The organism is Bordetella genomosp. 9, from assembly GCF_002261425.1.
Classification (GTDB): Bacteria; Pseudomonadota; Gammaproteobacteria; order Burkholderiales; family Burkholderiaceae_B; genus Bordetella_C.
This window is the reverse complement of record NZ_NEVJ01000003.1, coordinates 2,837,062-2,851,373: the sequence shown is the minus strand read 5'-3', so window position 1 is coordinate 2,851,373 and position 14,312 is coordinate 2,837,062. Positions and strand designations below refer to the sequence as shown.

General features: G+C 68.5%; 16 protein-coding genes. 8 read left to right on the top strand and 8 right to left on the bottom strand.

Annotation, left to right across the window (positions count from 1 at the left end):
- Positions 1–70 precede the first annotated feature (70 nt).
- The 4 genes from CAL26_RS23990 (at position 71) to CAL26_RS23975 (ending at position 4,347) form a co-directional block, all read left to right on the top strand.
- A complete protein-coding gene (locus tag CAL26_RS23990) occupies positions 71–901 on the top strand; it encodes an enoyl-CoA hydratase family protein (protein WP_094850058.1) in 831 nt (276 codons plus the stop codon).
- A 13-nt stretch (positions 902–914) separates the two neighbouring features.
- Positions 915–2,090: an acyl-CoA dehydrogenase family protein gene (locus CAL26_RS23985; RefSeq protein ID WP_094849176.1), complete on the top strand. Its 1,176-nt coding sequence runs from the start codon at positions 915–917 to the stop codon at positions 2,088–2,090.
- A 34-nt stretch (positions 2,091–2,124) separates the two neighbouring features.
- On the top strand, positions 2,125–3,855 hold the full coding sequence (locus tag CAL26_RS23980) for an AMP-binding protein (RefSeq protein ID WP_094849175.1): 1,731 nt from the start codon (positions 2,125–2,127) through the stop codon (positions 3,853–3,855).
- A gap of 87 nt (positions 3,856–3,942) precedes the next feature.
- Entirely contained in the window at positions 3,943–4,347 is a 405-nt protein-coding gene (locus CAL26_RS23975; protein ID WP_094849174.1) for a RidA family protein, read from the top strand.
- 15 nt (positions 4,348–4,362) lie between these two features.
- Here the strand turns inward: CAL26_RS23975 and hemL are convergent, their stop codons facing one another.
- The 3 genes from hemL to thiD form a co-directional block, all read right to left on the bottom strand.
- Complete coding sequence (hemL, locus tag CAL26_RS23970; RefSeq protein WP_094849173.1) at positions 4,363–5,646, bottom strand: glutamate-1-semialdehyde 2,1-aminomutase; 1,284 nt, start codon at positions 5,644–5,646, stop codon at positions 4,363–4,365.
- Between the two features lie 105 nt (positions 5,647–5,751).
- Complete coding sequence (thiE, locus tag CAL26_RS23965; RefSeq protein ID WP_094849172.1) at positions 5,752–6,453, bottom strand: thiamine phosphate synthase; 702 nt, start codon at positions 6,451–6,453, stop codon at positions 5,752–5,754.
- Positions 6,450–7,259, bottom strand: coding sequence for a bifunctional hydroxymethylpyrimidine kinase/phosphomethylpyrimidine kinase (gene thiD, locus CAL26_RS23960; RefSeq protein ID WP_373454504.1), 810 nt, complete (start codon positions 7,257–7,259; stop codon positions 6,450–6,452). Before thiD ends, thiE begins: the two co-directional genes overlap by 4 nt.
- Positions 7,260–7,406: 147 nt before the next feature.
- On the opposite strand from thiD, the gene CAL26_RS23955 reads away from it, so the two are divergent.
- From CAL26_RS23955 to CAL26_RS23940, 4 genes are all read left to right on the top strand, one after another.
- Entirely contained in the window at positions 7,407–7,571 is a 165-nt protein-coding gene (locus CAL26_RS23955; RefSeq protein ID WP_003814980.1) for a rubredoxin, read from the top strand.
- 80 nt (positions 7,572–7,651) lie between these two features.
- Positions 7,652–8,245 (top strand): YqgE/AlgH family protein, encoded by a 594-nt coding sequence (locus CAL26_RS23950; RefSeq protein WP_094849171.1) that lies wholly within the window; start codon positions 7,652–7,654, stop codon positions 8,243–8,245.
- A gap of 88 nt (positions 8,246–8,333) precedes the next feature.
- Entirely contained in the window at positions 8,334–8,732 is a 399-nt protein-coding gene (gene ruvX / locus CAL26_RS23945) for a Holliday junction resolvase RuvX (RefSeq protein ID WP_086067064.1), read from the top strand.
- A gap of 325 nt (positions 8,733–9,057) precedes the next feature.
- Positions 9,058–9,744 (top strand): lysophospholipid acyltransferase family protein, encoded by a 687-nt coding sequence (locus tag CAL26_RS23940; protein ID WP_256988680.1) that lies wholly within the window; start codon positions 9,058–9,060, stop codon positions 9,742–9,744.
- Positions 9,745–9,747: 3 nt separating this feature from the next.
- Here CAL26_RS23940 and CAL26_RS23935 read toward each other — a convergent pair whose 3' ends face one another.
- The 5 genes from CAL26_RS23935 to CAL26_RS23915 are packed head-to-tail and all read right to left on the bottom strand — an operon-like array spanning position 9,748 to position 14,285.
- Positions 9,748–10,581: a symmetrical bis(5'-nucleosyl)-tetraphosphatase gene (locus CAL26_RS23935; protein ID WP_094849170.1), complete on the bottom strand. Its 834-nt coding sequence runs from the start codon at positions 10,579–10,581 to the stop codon at positions 9,748–9,750.
- Positions 10,578–11,756 carry an LPS export ABC transporter permease LptG gene (gene lptG / locus CAL26_RS23930; protein ID WP_094849169.1) on the bottom strand — a complete coding sequence of 393 codons (1,179 nt, stop codon included), beginning with the start codon at positions 11,754–11,756 and terminating at the stop codon, positions 10,578–10,580. Before lptG ends, CAL26_RS23935 begins: the two co-directional genes overlap by 4 nt.
- Before the next feature lie 50 nt (positions 11,757–11,806).
- Entirely contained in the window at positions 11,807–12,541 is a 735-nt protein-coding gene (gene mtgA, locus CAL26_RS23925; RefSeq protein WP_094850055.1) for a monofunctional biosynthetic peptidoglycan transglycosylase, read from the bottom strand.
- Positions 12,542–12,549: 8 nt separating this feature from the next.
- Positions 12,550–13,440, bottom strand: coding sequence for a shikimate dehydrogenase (gene aroE, locus CAL26_RS23920; RefSeq protein WP_256988578.1), 891 nt, complete (start codon positions 13,438–13,440; stop codon positions 12,550–12,552).
- Positions 13,437–14,285 (bottom strand): energy transducer TonB, encoded by an 849-nt coding sequence (locus CAL26_RS23915; RefSeq protein ID WP_094849167.1) that lies wholly within the window; start codon positions 14,283–14,285, stop codon positions 13,437–13,439. The genes aroE and CAL26_RS23915 overlap by 4 nt, the downstream gene beginning before the upstream one ends.
- Positions 14,286–14,312: the final 27 nt, after the last annotated feature.

Here is a 14,312-nt window from a genome sequence, read left to right as displayed (position 1 = left end):
CCCCAGGAGATCAACGATGAGCGATACCCCGTCAACCCCGCTGCCGCATGACCCGGCCGGCTATCCCGGCATGGCGCATCATCGGCGGCCCATGGCCGACACCCGGCCACGCACCTTCCGCTGGGAGACGCGCGACGGCGGCAAGGTCGGCGTCATCACCCTGGACCGCCCGGAGCGCAAGAACCCGCTGACCTTCGATTCCTATGCCGAACTGCGCGACCTGTTCCGCGCGCTGGTCTATGCGACCGATATCAAGGTGCTGGTCGTGACCGGCGCCGGCGACAACTTCTGTTCCGGCGGCGACGTCCACGAAATCATCGGTCCGCTCACGCGCATGACCATGCCCGAGCTGCTGGACTTCACCCGCATGACGGGCGACCTGGTCAAGGCCATGCGCGCCTGCCCGCAGCCCATCGTGGCCGCGGTCGATGGCGTCTGCGCGGGCGCCGGCGCCATGATCGCGCTGGCCTCCGATATGCGGCTGGGCACGCCGCGGGCCCGCACCGCCTTCCTGTTCACCCGCGTCGGGCTGGCCGGCGCCGACATGGGCGCCTGCTCGCTGCTGCCGCGCATGATCGGCCAGGGCAGGGCGTCGGAACTGCTGTACACCGGCCGCTCGATGAGCGCCCAGGAAGGCGAGGCATGGGGATTCTTCAACGCCCTGCACGAACCGGGCGCGCTGATGCCGGCCGCCCACGCCCTGGCCGAGCAACTGGCCGCCGGGCCGACCTTCGCGCACGGCATGACCAAGAAGCTGCTGCACCAGGAATGGAATATGGGCGTGGACGAAGCCATCGAGGCGGAAGCCCAGGCCCAGGCGATCTGCATGCAGACGCGCGATTTCCGGCGCGCCTACGAGGCCTTCGTCGACAAAAAACAGCCGCGCTTCGAAGGCGATTGACCAGGACATCCACATGAACGCACATGCCGATTGGCTTACCTGGCCATTCTTCGCGGACACCCACAGGCAGCTGGCCACCGAGCTGGACGCGTGGTGCGCGTCGTCCCTGGGGGAGCCGGACCATGCCGACACCGATGCGGCATGCCGCGCCCTGGTCGCGACGCTGGGCCAGGCGGGGTGGCTGCGCTACTGCGTGCCCGCGGGGCCGGACGGCGCCTGGGGCGGCGCGCTGCCCGCCGTCGATTCGCGCGCCGTCTGCATCCTGCGCGAAACGCTGGCGCGCCACGACGGCCTGGCGGACTTCGCCTTCGCCATGCAGGGCCTGGGCAGCGGCGCCATCGCACTGGCCGGATCGGATGCCCTGCGTGCCCGCTATCTGCCGCGCGTGGCGAGCGGTGCGGCCATCGCCGCCTTCGCCCTGTCCGAGGCGGACGCCGGATCCGACGTCGCCGCCATGGCCTGCGAGGCGCGCCTGGATGGCGATCACTATGTACTGAACGGCAGCAAGACCTGGATTTCCAACGGCGGCATCGCCGACTTCTATTGCGTGTTCGCCCGCACGGGCGAAGCGCCCGGCGCGCGCGGCATCAGTGCGTTCGTGGTGGATGCCGGTACGCCGGGCTTCAGCATCGCCGAGCGCATACAGGTGATCGCGCCGCATCCCCTGGCCACGCTGCGCTTCGATGACTGCCGCGTTCCCGTGTCGCAGCGCCTGGGCGAAGCAGGGCAGGGGTTCAAGCTGGCCATGATGACGCTGGACATCTTCCGCGCGTCCGTCGCGGCGGCGGCGCTGGGATTCGCCCGCCGCGCCTTGGCGGAAGCGCTGGCGCGCGCGACCTCCAGGCAGATGTTCGGCCAGACCCTGGGCGATCTGCAACTGACGCAGGCGGCGCTGGGCGACATGGCGACGGCCATCGACGCATCGGCGCTGCTGACCTACCGCGCCGCCTGGCAGCGCGACGTCCAGGGCCGGTCCACCACGCGCGAGGCCGCGATGGCCAAGATGATGGCGACGGAATCGGCGCAGTCCGTCATCGACCGCGCCCTGCAGATGTTCGGCGGCGCCGGCGTGGTGTCCGGCATGCCGGTGGAAAAGCTGTACCGCGAGATCCGCGCCCTGCGCATCTACGAAGGCGCGACCGAAGTGCAGAAACTCATCATTGCCCGTGCATTGTTGAAGGGCGGTTGAACCGGGGCAGGACTCCGGCATCAAGGGGAACGTCATGCAAGCAACGCTGGAAAAGACGGCAACGGCCCATGTGGATACGTTCGCCCGCGACAACCTGCCGCCGCCGGAGGAATGGCCCGAGCTGCTGCTGGAAGGCCTGGACGCGATGGCCCCGGGCGCTGTCGGCGCCGGCGCGCGTAGCGACGACCCATCCTGGCCCACGACCGCGTACCCCGCGCGCCTGAACTGCGCCGTCGAACTCGTCGACGCCGTCGTCGCGCGCGGGCAGGGCGATCGCATCGCCTTGCGCTGGCCCACGGCGGACGGCGGGCAGGCCGCCATGACCTATGCCGAGCTGGCCGACCTGACCGACCGGATCGCCCGCGTGCTGGTCGAGGACATGGGCCTGGTGCCCGGCAATCGCGTGCTGCTGCGCGGCCCAAACAATCCCATGATGGCCGCCTCCTGGCTGGGCGCGATCAAGGCGGGCCTGGTTACCGTGCCCACCATGCCGCTGCTGCGCGCCAAGGAACTGAAGCAGATCATCGACAAGGCGTGCGTCAGCGCCATGCTGTGCGACGTCCGTCTCAAGGACGAAGCCTTGCCCTGCACGCAGCCCGGCCACGAGTACCACGGCGCCGATCTTCAGCGCATCGTGTATTTCAACGACACGGCGCCCGACAGCCTGGACAGTCTCGCGCGCGCCAAGCCGGCGGGTTTCACCGCCTGCGACACCGCCGCCGACGACGTGTGCCTGATCGCCTTCACCAGCGGCACCACCGGCAAGCCCAAGGGCTGCATGCATTTTCATCGCGACGTGCTGGCGATGTGCGACCTGTTCCCGCGCCACGTCATCCGGCCGACGCCCGACGATATCTTCTGCGGCACGCCGCCGCTCGCCTTCACCTTCGGCCTGGGCGGCCTGCTGTGCTTTCCGCTGCGTATCGGCGCCTGCGCGCTGCTGGCGGAGAAGCTCACGCCGGACGCCCTGTTGAAACTGATCCAGGATTTCGGCGCGACCATCGTGTTCACCGCGCCCACGTTCTACCGGCAGATGGCCGGGCTGGCGGATCGCTACGACCTGCGGACGCTGCGCAAGAGCGTTTCCGCCGGCGAGGCGCTGCCCGACGCCACGCGGCAATTGTGGAAGCAGGCCACGGGCATCGAGATGATCGATGGCATCGGCGGCACCGAGATGATCCACGTTTTCGTCTCCAGCCCGGAGCATGAAGTGCGCCGTGGCGCCATCGGCAAGGTGGTGCCCGGCTACATCGCGCAGGTCGTGGACGACAATATGCAGCCCGTGCCGTTCGGCCAGCCCGGCCGCCTGGCCGTCAAGGGCCCCACGGGCTGCCGTTACCTGGCCGACCCGCGCCAGCGCGAGTTCGTGCGCCAGGGCTGGAACCTGCCCGGCGACACCTTCGTGCAGGACGCCGATGGCTATTTCTTCTACCAGGCGCGCAACGACGACATGATCGTTTCCGCCGGCTACAACATCGCCGGCCCCGAAGTCGAGGACGCCTTGCTGCGCCATGCCGCCGTGGCCGAATGCGGCGTGGTCGGCGCGCCCGACGACGAACGCGGTCAGGTGGTGAAGGCCTATGTCGTGCTCAAGCCGGGTTACCGCGGTGACGCGGCGCTGGCCATGGCGCTGCAGGAGTTCGTGAAGGCCGGCATCGCGCCCTACAAATACCCCCGGCAGATCGAATTCGTGAATGCCTTGCCGCGCACCGAAACCGGCAAGCTGCAGCGCTTCGTGCTGCGCCAGCAGGTCCAGGCGCGATGAGCCGAACGCGGCGACACGATCGCGATAACCCGATCGCGATGACCCGATCGCAATGTATCGAACGCAATGAATAACAGGATGGACCCTATGCAGATACTGCAACCGCCCGACTGGCTGCCGCCGCGCGGCTATTCCAATGGCGTGATGACCGAAATGCGACCCGGCAGCCGGCTCGTCTTCATCGGCGGCCAGATAGGTTGGAACGGCGCCCAGCAGTTCGAAACCGACGATTTCGCCGACCAGACGCGCCAGGCCTTGATGAACATCGTGGCGGTGCTGGCCGAGGCCAAGGGCGAGCCGCGGCACATCACGCGCCTGACCTGGTACGTGACCGATCGCGCGGAGTACGTGGCGTCCTATCCGCGCATCGGGGCGCACTATCGTGAAATCATCGGCCGCCATTTTCCGGCGATGACGGCGGTTCAGGTGGCTGCCCTGGTCGAACCGCGCGCCAAGGTGGAAATCGAGGCCACCGCCGTCATACCGGGTTGATCGCGCGTCGGTGCCTTAGCGCTTCATGGACGCGAAGACCTGCTCGGCGGCGTCCAGCGTCGCGCCGATGGCCGCGTCGTCATGCGCGGCCGACACGAATCCCGCTTCGAAGGCCGACGGCGCGAAATGCACGCCGCGTTCCAGCATGGCGTGGAAGAACGTCTTGAAGGCCTCTGTATCGCAGGCAGAGACCTCGGCCAGCGTGGTGGGGATGGCGTCGCTGAAGTAAATGCCGAACATGCCGCCGATCGCGTCGGCGCTGAAAGGCACGCCGGCCGCGCGCGCGCGTTCCCGCAGGCCATCCGCCAGCTTGCGCGTCGCCGCCGCCAGCCCGTCGTAGAAACCCGGCTGGCCGATCAGGCGCAGCGTTTCCAGCCCCGCCGCCACCGCCACCGGATTGCCCGACAGCGTACCGGCCTGGTATACGGCGCCCAGGGGCGCGACGTGCCGCATGATGTCGCGGCTGCCGCCGAAGGCGCCCACCGGCATGCCGCCGCCGATCACCTTGGCCAGCGTGGTCAGGTCGGGCTTGATGCCCGTCAGTCCCTGCACGCCCTGCGGCCCGACGCGGAACCCGGTCATGACTTCGTCGAAGATCAACAGCGCGCCATGCTGCGTGCAGAGCTCGCGCAGGCCTTCCAGGAAACCCGGCAGCGGCCGGACCAGGTTCATATTGCCGGCCACGGGCTCTACGATCACGCAGGCGATATCGCCGCCGCACTGGGCGAAGGCGGCGCGAACCGCGTCCAGGTCGTTGTAGTCCAGGACCAGCGTGTGTTCGACGAATTCGGCCGGCACGCCCGCCGATGTGGGATTGCCGAAGGTCAGCAGGCCCGACCCGGCCTTGACCAGCAGGCTGTCGGCGTGGCCGTGATAACAGCCTTCGAACTTGACGATCTTGTTGCGGCCGGTCGCGCCGCGCGCCAGCCGGATGGCCGTCATCGTGGCTTCCGTTCCGGAGCTGACCAGCCGCACCTGCTCCATCGAGGGCAGGCGGTCGATCAGGGTTTCGGCGAGCGTGATCTCGGCCTGCGTGGGCGCGCCGAAGGACAGGCCGTTGGTGGCGGCTTCCTGCACCGCGCGCACGACGTCGGGATGGGCATGGCCCAGGATGGCCGGGCCCCAGGAGCCGATGTAGTCCACATAGCGGGTGCCTTCCGCGTCCCAGATATAGGGCCCGAGCCCGCGAGCGATGAAGCGGGGCGTCCCGCCCACCGAGCGGAATGCCCGCACCGGGGAATTGACGCCGCCAGGGATGCTGCGACTTGCGCGTTCGAAGAGTTCGGCGTTGCTGGACATGAAAAGCCTGCTAGGTGAAAAGATTGGGCCCCGGACGCTCCTGCTCGTTCGCCCGCTCGCCGTTTCGCGTTTTCCCGCGGCGCGAAGGGGCCGGCCGTGGTGAACTCAGCCGGCCGACTCGCCGCGCGAGGGCGGCGCCGTCAGGGGCGATTGGGGAGACAGGGGCGATAGAAATGGACGCGCACATTCCGCCGCGGCCAGGCCGATATCCGGCGCCTCGAAGACCCCGGTGATGACCGCCACGGCATCGGCGCCGGCCTGCGCCACCAGCGCCGCGTTGGACGGCGTGATGCCGCCGATGGCCACCACCGCCGGCCGCGGCGCGGGCCGCGATTGCGCCAGTGCCACGGCCTGCGCGAACAGCGAGAGCGGTGCGCGCACCGCCGCCGGCTTGGTGGGCGACGGGAACACCGCGCCGAAGGCGATATAGTCCGCGCCCGCCTCGAGCATGGCGCGCGCGCGCTCGATATCGTCGTAGCAGGATGCGCCGATGATCAGGTCGGGCGCCTGTGCCCGTACCTGGGCCAGGTCGCCGTCGCCGCGGCCCAGGTGCACGCCGTCGGCGCCGACTTCCAGCGCGAGTTCCCAGTGATCGTTGACCAGGAACACCACGCCCAGTTCACGGCACAGCGGGGCCAGCGCCTGGGCCTGTTCGCGCCGGGTCGCGGCCGGCACGTCCTTGCGGCGCAGCTGCAGCGAACGCATGCCGCCGGCCGCCGCCTGCTTCACGGCGCGCAGCAGCCTGCCGGTGTCGTCCCATTCGGGCGTGACGCCATACAGGCCGCGGGGAAAGCGCAGGGAGGTCATTGCTGGCGCATCCGATTGGCTACGCGCCGGCCCATGCCGGGCAGGAAACTTGCTGAAATGCCCGAGTCAGCGTGCGCCAGGGCATGTTCCACCGCTTGCGGGACCGGCATTCCATGCGCCAGGTAGGCCGTGAGCGCCGTGGCCAGCAGGCCGCCGCTGTCGCTGCTGCGTTCCGGAGGCGCCTGCCAGGGAGTATTCGAGGTCGCGCCGTTGGGCCCGATCAGCATGTTGGCGAAATGTCCCGGCCGCAGCGGCGCGCCCAGAACCAGCACCCATTTGGCGCCGGCCCCCAGCATTGCATGAGCCGGCGAGGAAGCTTCACCGATATCCATGGTTCCGTCCGCCAACCATTGAGCCAGACGCGCATGTTCGACGACCACCACATCCGCCTGGGGCAGGACCAATTCCAGCGTCGCGGCCAGCAGATCGTCGGCGTCTTCCTGTTCGGCCGCGTCTTCGGGCAGCGGTCCGCGCTGGCCCAGGTGCAGCACCAGCGGCACGTTGCTGTAGTCGGCCGCCACCTGCGCCACCGCGCTCGCGGCTTCCGCCGTGTACAGAGCGCCCACCTTGATCGCCTGCACGGGCATGTCTTCGAGCACGCAACGCGCCTGGTCGTCCAGCAGTTCGGGGGAAATCGCCTGCACGTCCTCGACGGCAGCCGTATCCTGCACGGTCAGCGCGGTTACCGCGGCCAGTCCGTGGCAGCCCAGGCTGGCGCAGGTCACGGCATCAGCCGGGAGCCCGTCCGAACCCGTAGGGTCGAAAGGGCCGAAAATCAGTACGATGGGGGGAGTGGGAAATGTCACTTCGACGGCGTGGCCGGCCCCGTTTTTTGCGCAAACCGGGACAGGAACCTATTGGGTTTCGGTAAGATCGACCCCATTCTAATTGATCGCGTCCGCTTGGGCGGCTTTATCCCCCGACCAGGCCGTAACTTTGATTTCAGGGAAACTATGCGAACTTGGATGTGTCTGATCTGTGGCTGGGTCTACGACGAAGAGGCCGGCTTGCCCGACGAAGGCATCGCGCCCGGCACCCGCTGGGAAGACGTGCCGCCCAATTGGGTCTGTCCCGAATGCGGCGCCCGCAAGGAAGATTTCGAACTTATGGAGATCTGACGCCATCCATGCCGTTTTTCCGGGGATCGGTGATTCCCGGCTCCGCGTTGATAGGGCGCGAATTGTCCTAGGGGGACATTATGAGCGACGACAACAACAAGCCGGACAGCGATGACACGCCGGCGGTTGATTTTTCCAATCAGTTTCTGGTCGCTATGCCCAACATGGTCGAAGGAAGTCTGGCGGGAGCGGTTATCTATATTTGCGAGCACACCGCCAAGGGCGCCCTGGGCCTGGTGATCAATCGGCCCACCGACCTGACGCTGGGCACCCTGTTCGAGCGCATCGAGCTGAACCTCGAAATCGCGCCGGTCAAGGAAACACCGGTGTTCTTCGGCGGCCCGGTCCAGACGGATCGCGGCTTCGTGCTGCACGCGCCACCGGGCGACTACACGTCCAGCATCAAGCTGGGCGGCCTGGCCTTGACCACGTCGCGCGACGTGCTGCAGGCCGTGGCCGACGGCAACGGGCCGGCGCGCATGCTGGTCACCCTGGGGTATGCCGGCTGGGGCGCGGGGCAGCTGGAAAGCGAGATGTCCCGCAATGCCTGGCTCAGCGTTTCGGCCGACCCGGACATCATCTTCGACGTGCCCCCGGAAGACCGCTATCCCGCGGCGCTGAAGCTGCTGGGCATAGACCCGGTCATGCTGGCCGGCGACGCGGGCCATGCCTAGCGAGGCCCGGCCGGACCCGGTGCAGCCTGACGCGGCCCGGCCTGACGCGGCCCGGGCGGATGCGGCAGGGCCCGATGCCGCGTCGCGCGTGGTCGAGGAAACCCTGCTCGCCTTCGACTACGGCACCAAGAAGATAGGCATCGCCATCGGCAATACCCTGGTCCGCCAGGCCACGCCCATGGAAATCATCCACAGCGAGGTCCGCGACGTGCGCTTCGGCCGCATCGCCGCCTTGCTGCGGGAGTGGCAGCCCCAGCGCCTGATCGTCGGGCTGGCGCTGGCCGCCGATGGCGGCGAACAGGAAGCCACCGCCCGCTGCCGCCGCTTCGCCAACCAGCTGCATGGCCGGTTCGGCCTGCCGGTGGTGCTGGTCGACGAGCGCGGCTCCAGCATGCAGGCCCAGGCGCTGCTCGGGACCCATGCGCCGGACGACGCCGCCGCCGCGGCCGTCATCCTGCAACGCTACCTGGACGCCCTGCCGGGCTAGCAGGGGCACCTCTGCCGGCGCCGAGCCGCCACCGAGCCGCCGCCGAGCGCACCGCCGAACGAACCGCCCAGGCCAGCGCCGCGCTGGCCGCCGGCGCACCGGCGGGCCGATCCTCAATCTGAAATATGTCGTCATGGTATGGTGGCGTCCGCGCCGCGGCGCCCCGACCAGCCACCACCGTTCGCTCATGACAGACCCAGGATCCACAGCCCAGCCGCGGTCCGGCGCCGCACCCGCGGAGGCCCCTCCCTACGACCGCCACGATCCCGCCATTTTTCCTGTCCGTTGCCTGCGTTTCCTGCCGCGGGCGCTGATCGTCGCCGCGATGGTGCTGCTGGGCCTGCTGCTGGTCGGCACGGTCTATCCCATCGTCGGCGCGCGCGGCCGCGATATGCTCAACCGCACCTGGTCCCGCTGCCTGCTCCGAATTTGCGGCGTGCGCCTGCGCGTGCAGGGCCAGCCGCTGATGCAGGGGCCCGTGCTGATCGTCGCCAACCACGTGTCATGGCTGGATATTTTCGTCATCAACGCCGTGCGGCCCACGGCTTTCGTGGCCAAGAGCGAGATCCGCCGCTGGCCCATCGTCGGCTGGCTGGTGGCGGGCGCCGGCACCCTGTTCCTGCAGCGCGGCCATCGGCACGCCATCCACTCGGTGGGCGAGGCCATGAAAGGCCGATTCGCCTCGGGCGAATCGGTGGGACTGTTTCCGGAAGGAACCACCACGGAAGGCTACGTGCCGCTGCCCTTCCATGGCAGCCTGTTCGAGCCCGCGCGCCAGGCCGGCGTGACCATCCAGCCGGTGGCGCTGCGCTTCATGCGGCACGGCCAACGCGATTCCTTCGCCGCCTTCGTCGGCGACGAAACCCTGGTGGGAAATCTGTGGCGGGTGTTGGGCGCCCGCGGGCTGGCGGTGGAAACCTTCTACCTGCCGCCGCTGGATACCGACGGGCAAACCCGTCTGGAGATGGCCGCCGATGCCCGCGCCCGCATCCAACAGGTCCTGGGCGATTGAACCCTAGACCGACAGCGGGTCCAGCCCCTTGCCGCATTTGACCTGCACCAGCTTGCGGTCCTGCAGGCGCAGCGCCGTCAGCATGCCGCCCCACACGCAACCCGTGTCCAGGCAGATGACGTCCTTGCGCAGCAGCAGCCCCAGCGTCGACCAATGGCCGAACACCACGGTGACGTCGCGCGTCTGCCGGTCGGGCACGTCGTACCAGGGGATCAATCCGGCCGGCCAGGCGCCGGGGGCGACCTTGGTGTCGAACTCCATATGCCCCTTGGGCGTGCACAGCCGCATGCGCGTCAGCGCGTTGATGATGACGCGCAGGCGCTTGCCGCCGTGCATGTCATCGGTCCATACGACCGGCTGATTGCCATACATCTTCTGCAAGGCGCGCTGCCAGTTGGGGCCGCGCAGGGCGTCTTCGACTTCCGCGGCCAGCGCCATGGTCTTGTGGACATCCCATTTCGCCAGGGTGCCCGCATGGACCAGCAGATGCCCCTGCTCGAAATGCGCCAGGGGGCGGCGGCGCAGCCAGTCGATCAGCTCGGCGGCGTCCGGCGCATCCAGGATTTCCTGGATGGTGTCCGATTTGGTGGGCCGGCGCACGCCGGCGGCGGCCGCCAGCAGATGCAGGTCGTGATTGCCCAGCACCGCCACGGCACGGTCTTCCAGCGCCATGACGCGGCGCAGGGTGGCCAGGGAGTGGGGGCCGCGATTGACCAGGTCGCCCGCGAACCAGAAACGCGAATCGGGTTCGCCGACCAGCTCGGGATGCGCGAGCAGCCTGACCAAAGGCTCGCAGCACCCTTGCAGGTCGCCGATCATCCAGATACTTGCGTTCATACCGGCGAACGGCGCCAGGGCCAGCGTTGGTCCATCACGCGCGAGACGGTGTGGCGGTACTCCATCAGCGTCAGCGCCCCCAGGGCGATCAGCAACGCGCCCAGATTCGGCACGATGGCGGTCACCCAGGGCGGCCAGTGGCTGAGCATGCCGACGTTCAGCGACAGCTGGTTCACCATGAAGAACCCGACGCCCACCAGGATGCCGATGAACACCTTGGCGCCGACGCCGCCGCGGCGCGTCTGCATGAAGGCCACCGGCGCGGCGATCGTCATCATGATCAGCAGGGTGAAGGGGTACACGCCCTTGCGCCAGACCGCGACGATCTGCCGGTCGGCCTGCAGCTGGTTGTGGCGCAGGTATTCGATGTAGTCGAGCAGGGTGACCAGCGACATGCGCTCCGGCGTCAGCACGCGCGCCAGCAGGCGGCCGGGGGTCAGGGTGGTGGTGAGCTCGCGCTGCGGAATCTTGATGACCTGGATGACCGGATCGGTGGGCGGCTTGGCGTTGTCCAGCGCCTGCACGGCATCGTGCGAGATGCGGTTTTCCACGACGTTGTACAGGATCAGCTTGCCGTCCGCGAAACGCCCCGTCTCGGCCTTGGACAGGGCGATCAGCTCCAGGTCCTTGCGGAATTCGTACAGGATGACGCCTTCGACCTCGCCATCGGCCTTGAGCTTGGCGATGTTCAGCGTGCGGGCGCCGCCGTCGCGGGTCGGTTCCTTGAACCAATAGCCGCTTTCCAGGCGATTGCCGCCCGCGCTGCCGCGATACAGCAGGTTGGCTTCGCTGCTCTTGATTTCCGCGATCGGGGTGACCCATTCCGACAGCACCGTAGCGCCGATCATGACGGGTATCGTCACTACCCACAGCATGCCCAGCAGCTTCAGGCCGCTGACGCCGGATACGCGCAGGATGACCAGCTCATTGCGCTGCGCCAGGCCGGCCAGCGCCAGGATGGAGCCGATCAGCAGGCCGATCGGCAGCAGGTCGTACAGCCGCGTGGGCATGGCCAGCGCCTGCAGGTAGAACAGCGCGAAGATGGTGAACTTGCTGCCCACGTTGTCCAGGTCATCCACCAGCGCGAAGAACGTGAACAAGCCGAGCAGGGCCAGCAGCACCACGGTGCAAGAGCGGTAGATTTCTTTGGCCAGGTATCGGCGGGCGGTTCGCATGGGTGACGACGGTGGCGGGCGAAACGGAGTAGCTTAACAAAAATGACGCATCAGGGAATGTCCACCTGCTGCATGCGCCGTTGCAGAATGCCGATGCGGCGGCTCAGGTACGACGTGATTCCACGCTTGTCGTAGTAGCGGGGGTTCGGCAGCATCGCCGCCAGCCGGGCGGACTGCGCCGCGTTCAGCCGCGCCGCGCTGGTGCCGTAATAGTGCTGCGCCGCCGCCTGGGCGCCGAATACGCCCGTGCCCCATTCGGCGATGTTCAGGTAGATCTCCAGGATGCGGCGCTTGGGCATGACCCATTCGATCATGTAAGCCAGGATCAATTCCTCGCCTTTACGTAGATAAGTGCGCGAACCTGAAAGGAAAAGATTCTTCGCCACCTGCTGCGTGATGGTGGATCCGCCCCGCATGCGGCTGCGTCCCAGCTCGGCCTGCTCCTGGTTGTATTCCCAGGCCTTGCGGATGGCGTCCCACTCAACGCCGTCGTGGTCGATGAAGTTGGAATCCTCGGAGGCGATCACCGCGCGCTTCAGATTGTTGTTGATCTGGTCGTAGTCGACCCACTCGAAACGCAGCTGCGCCTTGGGATCGGTTTCGCGCAGGCGCGCGATTTCTTCGCGCATGACCGAACTGCTGCCGGGATTGCGATGGGAATACCACACCACCATGCAGAAGAGCCATAGCTGGTACAGGATCGCCAGGCAAAGCAGCAGCATCACCCCGGCCGAAATGAGCCGGAACCATGAAATCCTGCCGGTGGAACCGCGGCGCGCCGCCATCCTGGCCATTACCGCGGTGCGGCCGTGGCCAGCTCCCGCCGCAGCGCGGCCAGGACCGGTTCGGCATCGGGGCGCACGCCATGCCAGATGAAGAAGCTTTCCGCCGCCTGGCCCACCAGCATGCCGAGCCCGTCGGCCGTGGCCGCCGCGCCGTCGTCCCGCGCCTGGCGCATGAAGGGCGTCGCCTGGGCGCCGTACATCATGTCGTAGCCGAGCGCCCCATCGGCATAGAGTCCGGACGGCAGGGCGGGGGGCGCGTCGCCCAGGCTGCTGGACGTGGCGTTGACCACCACATCCCAGGGGCCGCCCTTGTGGGCCTCGTCCAGACCGCCGGCGCTGACGGCGGGCGACGCCGCCCCGGTCGCCCGCAGCCATTCCGCGGCCAGGGCGTGGGCTTTTTCCGCCGTGCGGTTGACGATATGGATGCGCGCGCAGCCCGCCTGCGCCAGCGGTTGCAGCACCCCGCGCGCGGCGCCGCCGGCGCCGGCCATCAATATCCGCGCACCGTTCAGTTCCACGCCCAGGCGGCGCAGGTCGGCGACCAGGCCCACGCCATCGGTATTGCAGCCCCGCAGGGCGCCGTCGTCCTGCCACAGGGTGTTCACCGCCCCGGCCAGCCGGGCCCGCTCGCTGAGCCGCGGCGCCGCCAGCGTCCAGGCCTCCTGCTTGAACGGCACGGTCACGTTCAGCCCGCGCCCGCCGGTGGCGAAGAATTCCCGCACGCTGGCTTCGAACCCGTCCAGCGGCGCCGGCAGCAGGCCGTATTCGACGGGTATGCCCGTCTGTTCGCCGAACATGGCGTGGATGCGCGGGGAACGGCTATGCGCGACCGGGTTGCCGATGACGGCGTAGCGACCCGGCGCCGCGCCGGCCGCGGGGGTAGGGGAAGGCATCGTCATGGCGCCCGGGTCTCCAGCGTATCGTTGACGAAATTCCAGGTGCGCGTGATCGCCAGGACGTCGGTGTCGCGCGCGATGTCCGGCGGAAACGGCGCGAACGGTGCCGCCAGCTGGACGATGCGCCGCGCCGCCTGGTTCAGCACCGGGTATTGCGATGGCGTGTCGATTTCCACGTCGGCCACGCTGCCGTCGGCGCGCACGTAGACCGTCATGCGCAAGGTGCCGTAGAGCTTGCCGCGCGCTTCTTCGGGATAATTCTGCGTGCCGACGGCTTCGATACGGCTGCGCCAGGCGTCCAGGTACTGCGCGTAGCGGGATGCCTCGGCGGACGGCGCGACGAAGGTGCGGCGCGGACGCTTGTTGTAGGCCTGCACCCTGGCCGCCAGCGCCGCGACCTGGGCATTCTGCAGCACGCTATCCTGGTCCTGGTCTTCGCGGCCCGGCGTACTGGCGTCCGGCACCGGTTCGCCGGATTGGCGCGGCGGGCTGACCTGGGTGCTGGCCTGCAGTTGGGACAGCAGGCGCTGCTGGGTTTCCTCCAGGGACGCCTGGCGTTTGCGCATGGCTTCCAGCACCACGGCGCTGGGCGCCTCGCCCGATTGCGGCAGGGGCGACTGGGCCATGCCTTTTTCCGCGTCGCCGCCACCTTCCACGTTCGCCTGCGCCCGCGCTTCCGCCTTGACCGGCGCCGTGTCGGTCTTGGCGTTCACCAGGATGATCTCCAGCGACTGGGCCGGCGGACGCGGCGTGCGGGGCGGCGCGAAGCGCACCGCCAGGACGGCGGCGTGCACGATCAGCGAGATCGCCAGTGCCAGCCACAGGTGGTGCTGGGCGCGCGCGCCCATCCAATGGGCCGCCCGGGTAAAAGAGGA